Genomic DNA, 19,192 nt, shown 5'->3' with positions numbered 1-19,192 from the left:
ATGCCTGCGAATGAACTAATCCTACTCCTAAGTTTAGAACAGCAAATTGTATTTAAGCGCCCCAGGCAACATTGCAAGGCCCTGAAAGAATGCATTGATAGAAATTATGTCAGTGTTCACTTCCCTAAAACAGGAACAGAAGTCGGATTTAAGCTATTCCTACCTCAATGTGATCTGCTTTCCGGCAATTTTGAAACGGAGGAAGGCGCGGTTACCTTGAGTGGAGGACTCATTCTTGACTTTATCAAGGTGAAATGTACCGTTCAGCTTGACCTGGCCACATGTACCGGAGGTGGTTACCTTACAGCTATTGAAGAAAAGGAGTATTCCATGATCATGGGAGAAGCTGAAGGTGAACTCAATATGGTTTAAGCACCATACACGTACTCGTCAATTAACATATACATACTTTACGCGGAGAAATAAACTACGATTACCCCTATGTTTAAAAACTATGTGATGGTTTCTATCAGGAGCCTATTGAAAAATAAAATGTTGACAGGTATCAACCTTTTAGGCCTGGCGCTGGGTATTGCCTCTTCATTTTTGGTATTCATTTACGTCTACTATCACAATTCTTTTGATACACAGTATAAATCTTCCAACATTCATCGTGTCCTTACAGATACCTATTCCACTGATGGGGATTTTGTGAAACAGTTTGCCTTTGCCATGCATTTTCTGGGGCCGGAAGTAGAGGAGAACTTTACGGCAGTAGAAGAGGCCGTCCGGCTCTTTGAATTTGAGACATTGCTGCTCTATCGTGATGAGGATATTTTCTTTAAAAAGGCCGTTTTTGGTACAGACAATAACATCTTCAATTTCTTTGATTTTAAACTGATTAGTGGTGAAAGTGACCAGGTACTATCAGAGCCGAGGACGGCGGTAATTACAGCATCACTGGCAGAGCTTCTTTATGAAGGGGAAGACCCTGTAGGAAAGACATTGGGATTAGGTTACGGATTTCATGATCCCTGGCTCTATAAAATTACCGGCGTGATGGAAGACTTACCCGAAAATACCCATATCAGAATAGATGTGCTTACTTCTGCTATAAATGTGGAGTCTGACCTGGGGCAGTATACGGTATTTGATGGAGGCGATGCAAACTATTATTATCCAATGTTTGATACCTATCTAAAGCTTAAAGATGGTACCAATGCAGATGAATTTGAAGTTGATTTGAACAAATTCCTTGTTTCGAAAACCGAGGGAATAATGAAAAAGTATGGCTCTCGTGAGCTGCACCTGCAACATATATCAGACATTCATCTGCGAAAAAATATACACCCGAAATACCTGGGAGGTATGGAAAGAAGGTCTTTGATACGATCCGATGAGATCGATGAGAGAACGGTTAAATGGATCTTCTATGGGGCCCTGGTATTGCTCATATTCTCAATATTTAACTATGTTAATTTGACCTACATCAATTCTATAAACCGGTTCAAAGAGATCAACCTGAGGAAAATCTTTGGGGCGAATTTATGGGAGATGTTCACTCAGTTCTTGATTGAGTCGTTCATGCTTACCTTTTTGGCAGCTTCAATGTCCTTACTCCTGTTGCTGATTTTCCTGGATCCATTCTATGAGTTTCTGGACATACCTAAAGCTTTTACCATTATTGACAACCCCAAATTCTATCTTTTCTTCATTTCATTTCTCGTTACGGTAGCACTTTTAAAAGGAGTGCTGTTATTCCTGATCATTTTCTCTATGAAGCTTATTATGAAGAAAAATGAAAACCTTTCTTCCAATAAAAGGAATGCGTTGTTAAGGAAAATACTAATGAATACCCAGATAGCGGTTTCATTTATACTGATTAGTAGTACACTACTTCTGGACCGGCAAATTGACTTTTTCTTGAAAACGGACCTGGGTTTTGAGAAGGACAATGTTATGGTGATCCGGAAATATACAATGGCAAGTGGCTATGAAACTGTAGAGATCAATTACCTGGATGCCTTCAAAGATGAAATCAGAAAAAGTCCGGACATAGAGAATATCTGCCTTTCTACGATAACTCCTGGTTTTTTCTATAACAACAGTCAGGCGGTCTGGAGAAACTCAGATGATAAGTTTTATGCCAATAATATTTTTACCGATCAGGATTATGTAGATGTATATGGATTAAAGCTGCTGGCTGGACGTTTCTTTTCGGATAACCGTGAAAATGAAAAAGAAAATGTAGTGATCAATCGAAAATTGATGGAACTGCTTGGATATGAAGAGCCTCAGGATGCTATAGGTAATTCACTATACGTAGATGATGTAAATGCTCATTATGTAACACCCGGAGGGCATCAGATCATAGGTGTGTTGGAGGACTATAACCAGGAGCCATTGTCCAATGGAGTGGCGCCTATAAAGTACCACCTGTTTCCAATGAACAGGGGCTTTTACAGTATCAAAATCAAAAAAGGAGCCGATATTGAAAGAAGCATAGCATCTGTAAGAGAAGTGTTTCAAAAATATTACCCTAAAGATGAATTGGATTATAACTTCCTGGATGATTTTATAACCTCTCAATACAAAATAGAGCAGCAGATTAAGAAAATCATGCAGATCTATACATATACCAGCATCTTAATTGCTTACCTGGGTCTGCTGGCATTTAGTGTTTTCTTAATTCACCAAAAGAAAAAGTCCATTGCGATTAGAAAAGTATTAGGATCCACTATATCAAATGTAACGGCATTGCTTGTGAGAGAGTATGCTTACTTATTAATGGTATCATTCGCTATGGCCATCCCCTTGGCCTATTGGGTGATGTCTGAGATACTACAAAATTATTCTAATAAGATCCCTATTGGCTGGAGTGATTTTGTCATCACATCGGCTCTCATTGTGATCGTAGTGATCAGTACGATAACCTATCAGGCATTAAAGGCCACTTTAGAAAACCCTATCAAAGCACTTAAATACGAATAATCAATTCCCCCATGGCTACTTTATCTAAAGAAAATACCGAAGATATTTTTGAGATTACCCCTTTGCAGGACGGTCTTTTATTTCACTACCTTAAAAACAATGGAACAAGCTCTCAAAATTTCGAACAAATATGTTTGAACCTTCAAGGGGTACTGAACAGGGAGTTGTTTACAAAAGCATGGAATTTAGTAGTACATCACAACGAAATGTTGCGTGCTGTATTTCGATGGAGAAAACTGAATAAACCTGTACAGATCATATTAAAGGAGCACCCTGTCAATATTGAATACATTGATCTGACTAAACAGGGTGAAGAAGCAAGGAACGTTGCCTTTGATACAATAAAAGCCAAAGACAAAGCGGCTTTGTTTAACCTGGAAGAAGTGCCCTTTCGTATTAAAGTAGTCACTTTCAGTGAAACAGAATTTACCCTGGTCATAAGTAATCATTCTATCATATACGATGGCTGGAGTAATGGTATTATTCTTAAAGAATTCTTTCGTACTTACCAGGCACTACTCAAAGGTGAAGACTACCACTTTGGGCGGAAAGCTAAATTCAAAGCTTATGTAAAAGCATTGAAAGGGTATACTAATGTAGATGAAAAAGCCTTTTGGTCCACTTATTTTGAAAAGCCAGGTGAAAAAAGTGAAATGGTGATAAGGAGTAAGGGTGCGGGAGATATGATGAATAGCTCCAGCTATTGTCTGCACCTGCCGGACACTCTGACAAATGAGCTTGATCGCTTTTGTAAAGAAAATAAAGTGACCAAAGCGACTGTGTTTTACACTATTTGGGGGATTCTACTTCAAAAGATCAGCGCTTCAAAAGACGTTGTTTTCGGAACAACCGTGTCGGGTAGATCAGTAGATGTAACAGGTGTGGACAATATGGTCGGGCTTTTGATCAATACGCTTCCATTGCGTGTCAAAAATACGGGGCAAAAGGTAATGGATCTGGTGCAAAGCATTTCCGGACACCTGGCAGAACGTGAAAAATTTGAAATAACTCCTTTAGTGAAGGTCAAGGAGTATGCAGGTAGTGATGTGAACGAGAAATTCTTTGATACGGTAGTACTTATTGAAAATTATCCGTTGGACAAAGCCATTTTTAAAAATGATCCACTGTGTAAGATTGCCTCATTCAGTTTTGATCAGACCAATAACTTTGACCTGGCCTTAAGTATCGTAAATTTTGAAAAAGAGGTCGACATTCATTTTGGCTATAACCAGGGTAAATACGATGCTGAAACGATTGAGAAACTGGCGGCATATTTCTTAAAAATAACACAGGAAGTAATAACGCGGCCTGATAAAAATATCGCTGAAATTGAAATCATTTCCAAAGAGGAAAAGCAGGAAGTAGTCTACAGGTTAAATGAAACCCGGGAAGTTTACTCTTCGGGAAAATTGATTCATCAACTTTTTGAAGAACAGGTAGTTAACGGTCCGGATCGGATAGCAATCATTGGTAATGGCACATCTTTGACATACCAGGAGGTTAATGAAAAAAGTAACCAGTTAGCCAGTAAGCTGCTCAGTATCTACAAGGGAGCCAATGAGCTCGTACCTGTTATTATGGATCGGTCACCTGAGATGGTAATAGCTATTATGGGTATTTTAAAGGCGGGATGTGCTTACGTTCCGTTTGAATCCAGCCTGCCTAAGACCAGGATCCAAAAACTCATTACATCGCTCAATGCTTCCATACTGATCGTTGATGGTGTTACACTGAATTTTACACAAGAAGTGTTAAGCTTAATAGAAAACCCGGTAAGTGTGCTGTGCTTGCCCTGCAATGGTATTGAAGCACAAACACCAGTCAATAAATACACTGAAATACTAGACTTAAATTCAACCGGACTATCAACACAAAACCCAACATATGAACTAAGCAATGAAGCGCTGGCTTACATTATTTATACGTCAGGCTCTACCGGATTACCCAAAGGAGTAGCGGTACAACACAAACCAGTCATTAACATCCTGGAATGGATAAACAAGACCTTTTCGGTAAGTACTGAAGATAAACTATTGTTTGTTACTTCTCTTGGATTTGACCTTTCCGTGTATGATGTTTTTGGGACGCTGGCAGCAGGAGCCAGTATAAGAGTGGCCACTAAACAGGAGATAGAAGACCCTCAAGTTTTGCTGGATATAATTTCATCAGAAAATATAACACTCTGGGATTCTGCACCTCCTGCCTTTGATAGAATTGTTCAATACGGCACGGTACTCAATGCCGATATGGCAGGTAGTAGACTTAGGTTAGCGCTTTTAAGTGGCGACTGGATAGGCTTACAATTACCCGGGCTTGCTAAAGACCTGTTTAAAAACGTACAGGTAGTGAGCCTTGGAGGAGCGACAGAAGCAGTCATCTGGTCAAATTACTTTCTGTTTGATAAAGTAGAGAAACACTGGAACAGTATACCGTATGGCAGGCCTATACAAAATGCGAAATACTATATCCTGGATGAAGACCTGAACCCACTTCCTAAAGGGATGATCGGTGAGTTATTTATAGGAGGTGAGTGTCTGGCTCAGGAATACTACAATGAAGAAAAATTAACCGCTGAAAAATTTATTACCAACCCGTTTGTAGCCGGGGAACGCATATACCGAACAGGTGACCTAGCCCGTTGGTTTGATGACGGAAATATTGAATTGATCGGCAGGAAAGACCATCAGGTAAAAATACGAGGCTATCGAATAGAATTAGGAGAAATAGAAACATGCTTAAATGAGTACAGGGGCATTAGGAATAAGGCGGTATTACTCCATACAAACCAGTTGGGAGAAAAACAGTTATGTGTATTTTATACCTCTGAAGAGACTATAGATAAAGAGCTTTTACAGCAATTTATGCTGAATGAACTCCCTGAATACATGGTCCCGACTCACATTATTAGAGTGGACGGATTTCCTATCACCCCAAATGGAAAGCTGGATAGAAAAGTATTATTGGATCAAATAGCTGAGTACGATAATAACTTACCTGATGAAATTGAGTCTAAAATTGAAAAAAGGCTGGCTGCTATTTGGGCTGAGGTACTGAAATACGACCAGGGTAAGATTGGAAAAAGCACCAACTTTTTTGAAATAGGAGGAAATTCATTAAATGCTACTATAGTACAAGCTAAGATTGAAAAGAACTTTGAAGTCCAAATTCAACTCAGAGAGGTATTTAACTACCCGATTTTATCAGATTTAGCTAAATGTGTGGATCAGGCCAATGCTAATGTGTTGACAATTTCAAAAGCTGCAGCAAAAAAATACTACCCCGTTACTTCCGGTCAAATGAGGATGTATTCCTTACAAAAAATCAATGAAGAAAATGCTGTGTATAACATTACAGGGTGCTTGAAAATTGACGGAAGGATTGATGAGGTAAAGGTAGAGCTTGCTATCAGAAGAATGATAGCTTCACAAGAAAGCCTCAGAACCGTATTTATTACTGTAGACAATGAAATAATTCAAAAGGTACTTCCTTCCGTTGAGTTTCGCCTTGAAAAACACTGTTTAAATGAACCGATCACCACTTTTGACCCTTATTTACATTCTTTTGATTTAGCTGAAGGACCATTATTCCGACTTACCCTCTTAGAAATCAATGACCGGGAACAATACCTGCTGCTGGATATGCACCATATTATTTCCGACGGGCTTTCTGTCAATAAGTTTTTGTGTGATTTTGTAAATCTTTATGAAGGTGGGGCTATTGAAAGCCCCGAGCTTCAATTCAAGGATTATGCGGAATGGTGTAACAGCCAGTTTTATAAAAAGCGGATAGCAAAACAAGAGAAGTTTTGGCTGGCCCAATTTCAGGATGGTTTTGAGCGGTTAAACCTGCCTTGTGATTATGCCAGAGCAAAAAACCAGACCTATGAGGGAGATGACATAACTTTTAAGCTGGGGGCCGATCAATTTGCAAAACTTAATGACTTGGTTAGTACTACTGATGCGACCTTATTTTCTGTTGTATTGGCATTCTATAAAGTGTTCTTAGCCAAAATAGCCAATCAACGAGAGGTAGTTTTAGGTATTCCAGTTGTCAATCGACCGCATAATGACCTTATGAATACCATTGGTTTTTTCGTAAACACACTGGTCTTAAAGCAGGAGGTAGATCCGGACATCACCTTCCTGGAGTTTCTCAGGAAAATAAAAGTGTATACTCTGAGAGTGCTGGAAAACCAGGAATACCCACTGGCCGAATTGATCAGTCATGTAGAGCCTCAGCGTGACCCTAGCCGCAATCCCATATTCGATGTTATGCTGGAATTTGATAACCTGGACATGCCTGAGCCTGAATTAAGTGGTATTGAAGTAGAAATACTGCCTGATATAGCCAAGAGGGCCAAGTTTGACCTGGTGCTGGGCGTATATCCCGGCAAAACTGAGATTCGATTTAAGCTGGAATACGCCCAACAACTGTTTGATAAAAGTACAATAGAATGGATGAGAGATAGCTTCCTGCAACTCATTTCTACTGTTTTAAAAGATACTGGCACTCCATTAAGCGACCTTACCATTTTCAATGGGACACCCGTTTCACAAGAAGAGGCACCGGAATTTGATTTTAACTGATATGGACAGCCTGGTGTTAGATAGTAAGATAAGCAAGCGCACGGAGCAGTATTGGCTAAATAAGTTAACAGACGGCGAACTTAACGATTGGACATTTCCATGGAGTAGTGATACGGACTTGTCAGACGGAATATGTGCTGTATCGCTATCGGAGTCGAGCTCTCGTGAGATTACGAAGATCTGCCAGAACGCCCAACAAACTACGGTAGCTTATGTTATGGCAGCCTTGTCACTGGCCCTGGCTAAATATGTGGGTCAAACCCATTTGGTAATTAATACCCGGTTCAATGGAAGAATACTCCCATTGAAAGTTACTATTGACCCTTCCGGAACCTATGGAGAACATTTAAAACAGGTAAAACGAGAGGTGTTAGAAGGAACCGGTTTTGCAGATTTTTTATATAGCGCATTACTTGAAAAAATCGAATCCAGTCGCAGGATCCCGGATACAGGGATACTCAAAAAGGTATTGATCAATTTTGACCAGACACCTTCTGGTGATCAACAAGTGTTTGACACCGTTATAGACATCGTCCAAAAAGAGCGGTTTCAATTTATTATCAGGTCGGCCATTTCATTAGAATTTCGGGAAGTATTGACAGGGTTCGGAGCCTCTGTTGAACACCTTTTGATCAACACTAAATCTTTCCTGAAGCTCAGCCTGAAGGAGATCAATGTGTTAACGGAAAGTGATCAAAATAAGCTTTTGAGTGAGTTTAATGATAATTTCCGACCATCACAACTAACCACTTTTTTAGCACTATTTGCCGAAATGGTCAATAGTAAACCGTTTCATACCGCTTTACTATTTGATGATCACCGTATCACATACAAATGCCTGGATTCCAGATCACAACATGTTGCCGACAGACTCACCGCATATGGTATAGATAAAGGCATGATTGTACCCATATTGATGGCGCCCGGACCTGGAATGATTATCGGTTTGTTGGGTATCCTTAAGTCAGGGGCGGCTTTTCTGCCTATTGATATGAATTATCCTGAAGAACGGATACAATACATGGTTCAGGATAGTAAAGCTCCCTTATTACTAACCGCCAGATCCTGTATTGATAAAATCCCCGGATCAGTACATACACTTTGCATAGAAGACATTGAATTTCAACTTCCCACTATGCACTTGCCCGCATCCGCAACTCCTGGTGATCTGGCTTATGTGGTGTATACTTCAGGTACTACCGGCACCCCGAATGGTGTAATGATCACCCATGAGGCACTTGCAAACCTTTGCGTATGGCATAACAACTTTTACCAACTGTCGGGGGAAGATATTTCAACTAAATATGCTGGCTTTGGATTTGATGCTTCGGTCTGGGAGATCTTTCCTGCCCTCTCTCATGGAGGGTGCCTGTATATCGTAGAAGAGGATGCCAGAAACGACATCCGGTTACTGAATGATCAATACATAAAATACGGTGTTACATGCAGTTTCTTACCCACACAGTTGGGTGAACAATTTATGACACTTGGTAATACAACATTAAAAAAACTGTTGCTGGGTGGAGATAAGTTAAAGCAGATAGGCCATAATCTGTCCTATGAGATCTATAATAATTATGGTCCTACTGAAAATACAGTGGTGACTACTGCCGGCAGGGTGAAGAAAAATGAGGCGCTTATACCTATTGGAAAACCTATAGCTACGTCTCAGGTATTTATATTTTCAAAGGATTACAGGCATTTACAACCTGTTGGTGTTCCCGGTGAGTTGTGCATATCCGGTCCTTGTCTGGCGAAAGGTTATTTGCACAGACCTGACCTTACCAATGAGAAGTTTATTGATAACCCGCTGTTAGAAGGTCAGTGTATGTATGTTACGGGAGACCTGGCCCGATGGCGTCCGGATGGAAGTATTGACTTCATGGGAAGAAAAAACAGCCAGGTAAAACTCAGGGGCTATAGAATAGAATTGGGCGAAATTGAAAGCATTATGATCACTCATCCTGATATAAGGGATGCTGTGGTGGTAAAAAAGGAGAAGGAAAACGCCTTTTTATGCGCTTATTATACTGGTGAACAATCACTTTCTTCAGAAGAATTGTCGGCTTTCCTGGGAAGAAAAATACCGGAGTATATGGTCCCATCTATGTTTGTCAGATTGGATCATATACCATTAACGCCCAATAATAAGACTGATCGTAGGTGGCTTACCGATAAACAGGAAAACAGAGGAGGAAAAGCACAGGCAGCTCCTGCCAATGATCTCGAGAAAACTATTTTACAGGTTTGGAAAACTGTATTGGGTGTGGAAGAGATTGGCGTAACAGATAACTTCTTTCAGGTAGGAGGAGATTCTATTAAAGCTATCCAGATCCAATCAAGGTTACTAAGCCAGGGGTATACACTGAAGGCGAAGAGTATCTTTGAATTCCCCTCTGTTAGAGCGCTTTCTGGTGTAATCGACCATAAACAAAGGACAGAGCAGCAGGAGAATATAATCGGACCTGTGCTTTTAACTCCTATACAACGCCGGTTTTTCGAAGATGATGGATTGATAAACAAGTCTTACTTCAATCAGGCCGTGTTGCTTGAATGGAAAGAGATAGTAGCGGTAGAATGGGTAGAGTATATTTTCCGGAAGATAATAGCACACCATGATGCTTTGCGAATGACATTCGATACCGGGGGAGAAAATATTACGCCATATAACCAGTCGACCTCAGAGCTTGACCTTACCGTTGTAGAATGTCAGGATGAAGAAGGAACGGACCATACCATTAAAGAACAGTGTAATCGCCTTCAGCGATCTATTAACTTAAAAACAGGCCCTTTATTAAAGCTTATCCTTTTCCAGGGCCGCAGCAAGAGTCAGTTAGCCGTTATTATTCATCATTTAGTAATAGATGGTGTTTCGTGGAGGATTTTACTGGAAGACATTGATTTCTTATTTCAGCAACGCAAATTGAATACAGCGGATGAGTTGCCCCTGAAGTCCGATTCATTTCAACATTACGCACAAAAATTACAGGATTATACATCAGAGTATCAAACGTCAGTATATCCGGATCAAAAATTATCCGATAATACGCAGGGTTTTTCCTTGGCCAGGCAGAAAAACTACTGGCTTGAAGTAGAACGAAATCTGGATGCCACTGTTTTTGGGTATCTGTCAGAAGACGTCACCAATACTATCAGTAGCCTGACCTCAATTGATCTTGTTTTTGATAAGAAGACAACACAATCGCTTTTGTACGAAGCAAATGAAGCCTACGGAACGGAAGTGCTCCATTTGTTACTTGCCGCCTTATCCATAAGTCTTGCTAAAGTAAATAACGGTCAGAGTGTCCCAATATGGCTGGAAGGACATGGGCGGCAGGAGATATTTGAGGACCTTGACGTCTCGCGGACTGTGGGATGGTTCACTACAGTTTATCCTATACTGTTACCTGTTGTAGATGCAGATGATATAGGAAGGCAAATTATAGAAACTAAAGAAGCATATCATCAGGTACCGCATCGTGGTATTGGCTATGGTATGTTGAGGTATTTAGGTGGCGGAATGACCTCTGAAGCGAGCGAAGAGATCACATTTAATTACCTGGGACAATTTGATCAGGACATTCATAAAGCCTCGTTTGAAGTTTCTAATGCACTGGTTGGAGACGTGGTAGATGTCAATAATCATCCGCAGAGTGAAGTGGACATTACCGGATTGATTGCCGGCCAATGTTTAACAATAACTATAAAATATAATCCAAGTCGCTTGAATGAGGCGATGTTAAAAGACTTTGCCCAAAACTTTGAATCCACACTACGGCATATCGTAACGCATTGCATGTTACAGCAAAAACGGGTATTTACCGCCAGTGATTTTACCTACCAACACTTGGAACAGGAGAAAATTGACGAACTGTCTGACAAGCATCCTTTAAAAGATATTTATACCCTAAGCCCGACCCAGGAAGGCATGCTTTTTCATAGTATGATGAACAGATCATCAGCTAATTATTACACGCAGATAAGCTATGAAGTTAATTTTCCTTTTGACAAAAACCTGTTGAAGAAATCCTTTGAGAGCTTGGTACAACGGCATGATATTTTGCGAACAGCGTTTATTCATAGAAATCTGCATAAGCCTGTTCAAGTTGTATTAAGTAGGAGGAGTGTTGAGCTTAACTATTTCGACTTATCCGGGAGTGCTGAAAGTAGTATACAAAAGTCCATTGACGAATATGAGGTGTCAGATAAGCAAAGAGGATTTGACCTTTCAGAAGATAGTCTTATACGATTAGCTGTTTTCAAAACTAAAGACGAAGAACATGTTTTTGTTTGGTCATACCATCATATCCTTATGGATGGATGGTGTGTAGGTATAATTTATGAAGAGTTTTACCACATTTACAAAGCGCTGCTTACGGATAGTGCTGTCAATTTACCCATTACTAAACCTTACAAAAATTATATCCAATGGCTTGATCAAAGAGATCGCGATGAATCAAGAGACTATTGGAACCAGTACTTACAGGGCTTTGATAAGGTAACACCTATTCAGTTTAAAAAAGGGATAACGGCTACTTATGAAGTAGCTCAGGAGTGCCTGATATTAACCTCTGAAAAGTTAGAAATACTAAAGCAGGCGTCAGTAGCCGGACAACTTACATTGAGTGCTGTTTTACAAGGGATCTGGGCGCTAATTCTCAGTAGATGTACGAATAGTAACGATGTGACTTTTGGAAAGGTAGTAGCTGGCAGGCCGTTGGAAATAGAAGGTGTAGATCAAATGATCGGTCTCTTTATCAATACAATCCCGTGTAGATTTCGATATAAAGAAGATGATAAGTTGATCCAACTTATGCAGATAGCACAACAGGATCATATTCATCAGGAACCTCATCAATATTATGGGTTATCGGAAATTCAGAAAGATCATCCGCTGGGAAATGGGCTGTTCGATCATATATTCACTTATGAGAACTATCCGCTTGATAACCTGCAAATGGCTGAACGAGAGTTTCGGCTGGAAAACCTGCGAGCATTTGAGCAAACCAATTATAACCTGAATATTGTAGCCGCACCAGGCGAACAGTTGAGAATAACATTCAGTTACAATGCCAATACTTTTGATCAGTTTTTCATAAAAGGGCTGAAAGAAAGCTTTGAAGAGGCCATCGATCAGTTCTGTGCTAATACAGATGTGCTGATAAGAGATGTATCGCTAATACCGGTAACCACAAAAGAAAAATTTAAACGTGAGTTTAATAAGCCGTTAACCTCTTTCACTACAGCAACCTACCTGGATCTTTTTGCAAAACAAGTAAAGTCAACGCCGTATCAAAGAGCATTAATTCATCAGGATATTCAAATAACCTATAAGCAACTTGACAGAAGGTCAGATGCCGTGGCTGCCAGACTTACAGCGATAGGTCTGCAGAAAGAACAGGTAGTAGCTGTTATCATTGACCGGTCCATAGATATGGTAGTTAGTTTGCTCGGAGTTTTAAAGTCAGGAGCTGCCTTTCTACCTATTGATCCGGAATATCCACAAGACAGGATAGATTACATACTTGAAAATAGCCAGGCACGTATAGTAGTGGCTTCAGGAAAGTACCAAAGCAAACTGAACAGCATAACTGACATCCTTTTTGTAGAGGATCTGCCGGACTCGTCAAGCTTTAAAAGTGTGGAAGCGCCTTCACTAAATGACCTTGCTTACGTCATTTATACCTCTGGTACCACAGGCAAGCCTAACGGTGTAATGATTGAACACCAGGGGTTGGTCAACCTCTGCACCTGGCATAATCAGCATTACCAGTTGTTGAGTGAAGATATTTCCACAAAGTATGCCGGCTTTGGTTTTGATGCTACTGTATGGGAGATATTTCCACCTTTTATATGCGGAGGTTGCTTGTACATCATCGAAGATGAGCTTAGACATGACCTGAAAAAATTGAGTGCACATTACCTCAAGCATAGTGTTACGGTAAGCTTTCTTCCAACCCAGGTAGGTGAGCGCTTTATGGAGCTAAAGACCACTGGCTTAAAGAAATTATTAGTAGGTGGAGATAAATTGAAAAAAATGCAGGAGCACCTTTCGTACGAGGTGCATAATAATTACGGCCCCACAGAAAATACGGTGGTTTCCACAGCGGGGAAGGTGACTGCTTTGAACGATAATATTTCAATAGGTAAGGCAATCAATACCTCAAATGTCTATATACTTGATCCATCTACCCTGCAGTTACAGCCGCTAGGGACTCCGGGTGAATTGTGCCTGTCAGGAGTTGGATTAGCCAGGGGGTACCTAAACAACGAAGGGCTGACCCGCAAAAAGTTTGTGGAAAACCCGCATGATGATACCAAATTATATAGAACAGGTGATTTGGCACGATGGCTACCTGATGGTAACATTGAATTTTTAGGCAGAATTGATAACCAGGTCAAGGTAAGAGGACATCGAATCGAATTGGAAGAAATAGAATCGTCATTAATTGCACATGAAGTTATCAAAGAGGCTGCCGTAGTAGTTTCCGAAAATAAGGCTGGAAATAGTCTTTTGTTTGCGTTCTACACGGCCATACAGCCCAACCTTAATGCGGAGGATTTAAAGCTCGTTTTAATGGATAAACTGCCCGCTTACATGGTGCCTTCTCACTTTACTCAATTGGAAGAATTACCTATGAACTTCAATGGAAAGGTAGATAAAAAGGCCTTAGAAAAGCTATGTGTTATGCCGGCAACGGCTGGAATAAGACCAAAAAAGATGACCGATACTCAGGTTCGGATTTTGGCAGCGTGGCAGGAAGTGTTAAAGGTGGAACAGATCGGGATGGATGATAACTTTTTCGATTTGGGAGGGACGTCACTGGATGTTATGAGGCTGGGAGAGGTGCTGTCTGATGCTTACACTTCAGACGATATAGTAACCATGATATTTAAGTATCCAACAGTAGGCTCTTATGCAGCATACGTGGATAACAATCAAAAGGAGGATGTGACATTGAGGCTTAGAACATCATTATCCGAAGTGAAGAATAAAAGACAACAACAAAGAGATAGAAGAAGACTACTTAATAAAAGAAAATAATAGTGACCAACATGTTAAGCCCCCAAAACAAATGAATGGATCTGAGATTGCCATTATAGGGATGTCCGGGAGGTTCCCGGATGCCAATAACATAGAAGAATTTTGGAGTAACCTACAATCAGGTAAAGAGTCTGTGAAATTTCTTACAGAGGAAGAACTTGAAGCGTTGGTAGACAATGCGCTACGCAGTGATTCTAACTATGTGAATTCGAAAGGTGGTTTTCTTGAAAATAAAGATCGTTTTGATCGCGCTTTTTTCGGGTACAATCCAAAAGAAGCCGAGATAATGGATCCTCAATTCAGAATATTTCATGAATGTGTATGGCACGCACTCGAAGATGCCGGTTATGCACATGTAAAAGCGGATGCCAGCATAGGTTTATATGCAGGTGCTTCCGGAAATTTTCAGTGGAAAAAGACCCTTTCAGATTCTGATAAATATGGAAAGCGCAAAGGGCTGTCTTCTATGCAGTACCTCGAGAGAGACTTCCTGACTACACTTATCTCTTACAATTTAAACTTAAAAGGACCAAGTTATGATGTGCAAACAGCTTGTTCCACATCACTGGTAGCGGTTCATTTGGCAGCACAGGCACTACTAAATGGGGAATGTGATATGGCCTTGGCTGGTGGTGTATGCCTGGCTAGTGGATTAGACCAGGGGTATGTTTACCAGGAAGGTTCTATATTCTCTCCGGACGGACACTGCAGGGCCTTTGATGCAAAAGCCAAAGGGTCCATCTATGGTAGCGGGGCCGGGGTTGTCACAATGAAATTATTGGAAGATGCTCTGGAAGATAACGACAATATCTATGCGGTGATTAAAGGCACAGCCATTAACAACGATGGCAAGCGTAAAGTAGGGTTTACTGCGCCTAGTGTTATGGGGCAGGCTGAAGTTCTCGCGCAGGCGCATCAGGTGGCAGAGGTAGCACCTGAAAATATCGGATATATCGAAACGCATGGAACGGGGACATTACTGGGTGATCCAATAGAAATTGAAGCGTTGAAAACTGCTTTTAATACGGATAAAAAGGGATTCTGCGGTATAGGTTCATTGAAAACCAATATTGGACATTTAGATGCCGCCGCGGGAGTCGCCGGGCTCATCAAAACTATACTGGCACTTAATCATAAAAAAATACCTGCCAGCTTAAACTTTGAGACACCTAACCCTAAGATCAATTTCCGGGATAGCCCGTTTTATGTAGTAAATGAATTGCAGGAATGGACAAGTCAAACGCTGCGCTTAGCCGGTGTTAGTTCATTTGGTATAGGCGGCACTAATGCTCATGCCATACTGGAAGAAGCACCTTCCTTTGTAACGGCATCTACCTCAAGACGAAACTTTCTATTTCCAATATCGGCCAAATCTTCGACTGCTTATGATAATTGGCGGGATAAATTTTATACTCACCTTGAAAAACACTCGTCTCCTTCACTGGCAGATATAAGTTATACCTTATTGACAAAGAGAGAAGTGTTCAGTCATAAAGGTTTTGTAGTAGGAGGTAGTAAAGAGGAGCTGTTAACTAAGGTGAATGACTTGAGTACTGAAGCTTCAGCTCAGAATGCCAGTTCCAATCTGACCGAACCTTCCGTTGTATTTATGTTTTCCGGGCAGGGGGCACAGTATATGAATATGGGAATAGACTTATATCGTCATGAACCACTTTTTCAGGAAAAATTAGATGAATGCCTGGACCGTTATCATGCGATTACCGGGAAAGATATAAAGGAAGTATTATTCAGTACACACCAGGATAGTGATGAAACGGTCATCAATGAGACGGCCAATGCACAACCGTTACTTTTTGCTTTTGAGTACGCGTTAGCAACGTTTTTAATAGAGCTGGGCGTTCGCCCCCACCATATGATCGGACATAGTATCGGAGAGTATGTGGCCGCATGCCTTGCTGGTGTATTTTCATTGGATGATGCCATACGACTGGTAGCACAGCGGGGAGAGTTAATGCAGGATATGCCAAAAGGAACCATGCTCAGTGTTGCAATAACAGAAGCAGAAATCACTCCTTATATAGATGAAGAGGTCGCTTTGGCGGCGGTAAACATAGCCACAGACTGTGTGCTTTCCGGCACCAACTCAGGGATAACAGCTTTACGGGAAAGGCTTTCTTCAGAAGGTATTGCCTCGGTAGCGCTGAAAACTTCTCATGCCTTTCACTCACACATGATGGAACCCGTATTAGAAGCATTTGAAAAGTGTTTTGAGCAGGTTTCTTTGCATGAACCATCGATTCCCTTTGTCTCAAGCTTAACCGGAGACTATATCCGTAAAGAAGAAGCCACATCCCCGACCTATTGGGCCAAACAACTACGGCACACCGTCAGGTTTTCAGACGGGCTGAACAAACTACTGGAAAATGATAATATCGTGCTCCTGGAAGTAGGGCCTGGCAACACACTGGTGACATTTGCCGCACGACATAAACGAAAGAATGCTACGCATAAACCGATAAGCCTGATAAGGCACCCTAAACAAGCTGTTGTGCCAGATGATGCATTCTTTTATCAAGGGATGGGGAAGCTGTGGATGAATGATGTTCAGATAGATTGGGATAGTTTTTTTCAGCAGGAAGAGCGACGTACTGTGACTTTACCACCATATTGTTTTGATCCAATAAAAATTGAGCAGGTAGAAACGGATCACAGCCATAAAAACAACACGGAAAACATCGGTGACCAACCACGAAAGCCAATGTCGGAGTGGTTTTACGGACAGGTTTGGGAGCAAAGCCAATCCGCTGTACTTGCTAAACATCCGGTGGAAGGGGATACCTGGTTGCTTTTTGTAAATAATAAGTCCATTAAAGAGGCGCTCAGTTTGTATTTAAATGAATATGACGTCACCGTGGTACAATCGGGCAACAGTTTTATAAAAATTGCCCAGAACCATTTTGTGATTGATCCTGCTGACACAACACATTACAGGTACTTACTGGAAGAATTAAATCATGATAAGAAAATACCCGTGAATGTCATACATGCCTGGGCACTAACCGACGATCTTGGAGAAGGGGCTGATTTGGCCAGGAGTGAGAAACTTTTAGACCGTTCTTTTTATACTGTTATAGACTTTATCAAACAAGCCGCCGATAGATATGAGCGAATAAATCTCACATTATTGACTAATAACATTTTCGATGTCACCGGTGGGGACTTACTTTTTCCGGAAAATGCAGTAAACCTTGCTTTGGCTAAAATACTTCCTTTGGAGTATAGGAATGTCACTTGTAAATTATTCGACCTGGGTCTGGAACATCTAACGGGTAATGAACAGGTCATCCCAAATCTGATGCACTTTGTAAGTAAAAAAGGTATTGACCGGTTTGCTGCACTCAGAGGGTTGTATCAGTGGAAACCACAGATCAAACCGATATCCATAGAAAAACATATGGAAAATGAAAGCTTACTGGCAGATGGTAAGACTTACCTCATTCTTGGTTTTGGTGGAATGGCTACATATGTAGCCAAACACCTTGCCACCCGGTACAAATCAAACATAGTAATTGTACACCGGTCACCATTCCCTGAGAGTAAAGATTGGCAAGTGGTAATTGAAAATGGATCGGATGATCAGTTAGTTACTAAAGTGAAAATGCTCAAAGAAGTTGAGCAAGGCGGTAATGGTAAGATCCATTTGATGCAGGGGGATATCACGAACCTCCAGGTCATGAGCAGACTTGTGCAAGAGGTGGAAGAAAAGATTGGATCTATTGATGGAGTGGTGCATGGGGCTGGTGTGATAGACCGCGGAGGAATGGTACAAAAAAGGGATAAGGAATCTATTACAGATGCGATCAAAAGTAAGTTACATGGTGCTCTCATCATAGCCAATATTCTCCAGCATAAAAAACTCGATTTCCTCATACTTTTTTCCTCACTGGGCAGTGAATTGTTTGAAGAGAAGTTCGGTGAGATTGGATATGCTGCAGCCAATGAATTCATTGATGCATATGCTCAATATGAACTCTGCGAACAACGTAAGATTGTTATTAACTGGTGTGACTGGCAGCAAGTAGGTATGGCCATGAAAGCAATGGAATCGTTATACGATAAACAGCAAATTGAAAGCAATGAAAACTTTCAAAAACTAGCCATCAAGCCTGAAGAAGGTGTGGAGGTTTTTGCTACAATATGCCATACGGACCTGACCAGAATAGTCCTTAGTACTACAGACCTGGAAGTAAGGTTAAATCAAAGAGAGCGTGCACTCAGTAACTACGATCAATACCTGGAGAATAAATTCAATTTCTTTTCCAGCGAGTCAAAAAGGAAAGTTTCTGCTATTGATAAAGCCGCCACATTGGAGGAGAATGTTTTGAAGATATGGGAAGACTATCTGGGGCATGAACATATCAATAAACACGACAATATTTTTGAAATAGGTGCCAGTTCTCTGGATGTAATACAGGTAAATAATACCATACGTAGTGAGTTAGGCCTGGAGATTGCCGTCACCACCTACTTTGAATACCCAACGCTGTTTTCCTTTGTCAAGCACATTCAGGGCGATGCCGGTGAGGAAAAGATCATCAGCTCGGAGCAGGAAATAGAAAAAGGGAAAAAGAAGCTGCGCAAGCTAAAACAGTTATCAAACCGATAAACT

5 protein-coding genes are annotated in these 19,192 nt (G+C 40.9%); all 5 read left to right on the top strand.

Going from position 1 to position 19,192, the window contains the following annotated elements; genetic code table 11:
• The 5 genes from FNH22_RS20895 to FNH22_RS20875 all read left to right on the top strand — a co-directional run bounded on the left by FNH22_RS20895 (position 1) and on the right by FNH22_RS20875 (position 19,189).
• Complete coding sequence (locus FNH22_RS20895) at positions 1 to 372, top strand: hypothetical protein (RefSeq protein ID WP_143400393.1); 372 nt, start codon at positions 1 to 3, stop codon at positions 370 to 372.
• 69 nt (positions 373 to 441) lie between these two features.
• Positions 442 to 2,931, top strand: coding sequence for an ABC transporter permease (locus tag FNH22_RS20890; protein ID WP_143400392.1), 2,490 nt, complete (start codon positions 442 to 444; stop codon positions 2,929 to 2,931).
• A gap of 11 nt (positions 2,932 to 2,942) precedes the next feature.
• Positions 2,943 to 7,517, top strand: coding sequence for a non-ribosomal peptide synthetase (locus tag FNH22_RS20885; RefSeq protein ID WP_143400391.1), 4,575 nt, complete (start codon positions 2,943 to 2,945; stop codon positions 7,515 to 7,517).
• Positions 7,468 to 14,562 carry a non-ribosomal peptide synthetase gene (locus FNH22_RS20880; protein WP_143400390.1) on the top strand — a complete coding sequence of 2,365 codons (7,095 nt, stop codon included), beginning with the start codon at positions 7,468 to 7,470 and terminating at the stop codon, positions 14,560 to 14,562. The genes FNH22_RS20885 and FNH22_RS20880 overlap by 50 nt, the downstream gene beginning before the upstream one ends.
• Positions 14,563 to 14,593: 31 nt before the next feature.
• Positions 14,594 to 19,189, top strand: coding sequence for a type I polyketide synthase (locus tag FNH22_RS20875; protein ID WP_143400389.1), 4,596 nt, complete (start codon positions 14,594 to 14,596; stop codon positions 19,187 to 19,189).
• The last annotated feature ends 3 nt before the right edge of the window (positions 19,190 to 19,192 follow it).

It is taken from the genome of Fulvivirga sp. M361 (assembly GCF_007097395.1).
Taxonomy (GTDB): Bacteria; Bacteroidota; Bacteroidia; order Cytophagales; family Cyclobacteriaceae; genus Fulvivirga.
Note: the sequence above shows the minus strand (reverse complement) of the source record. Positions and strands in the feature narration are given on the sequence as shown.

Excerpts from the sequence above, each read along its gene's own strand:
- FNH22_RS20880 (WP_143400390.1), top strand. The coding sequence starts at position 7,468 with ATGGGACACCCGTTTCACAAGAAGAGGCACCGGAATTTGATTTTAACT.
- FNH22_RS20875 (WP_143400389.1), top strand. The coding sequence starts at position 14,594 with ATGAATGGATCTGAGATTGCCATTATAGGGATGTCCGGGAGGTTCCCG.
- FNH22_RS20895 (WP_143400393.1), top strand. The coding sequence starts at position 1 with ATGCCTGCGAATGAACTAATCCTACTCCTAAGTTTAGAACAGCAAATT.
- FNH22_RS20885 (WP_143400391.1), top strand. The coding sequence starts at position 2,943 with ATGGCTACTTTATCTAAAGAAAATACCGAAGATATTTTTGAGATTACC.
- FNH22_RS20890 (WP_143400392.1), top strand. The coding sequence starts at position 442 with ATGTTTAAAAACTATGTGATGGTTTCTATCAGGAGCCTATTGAAAAAT.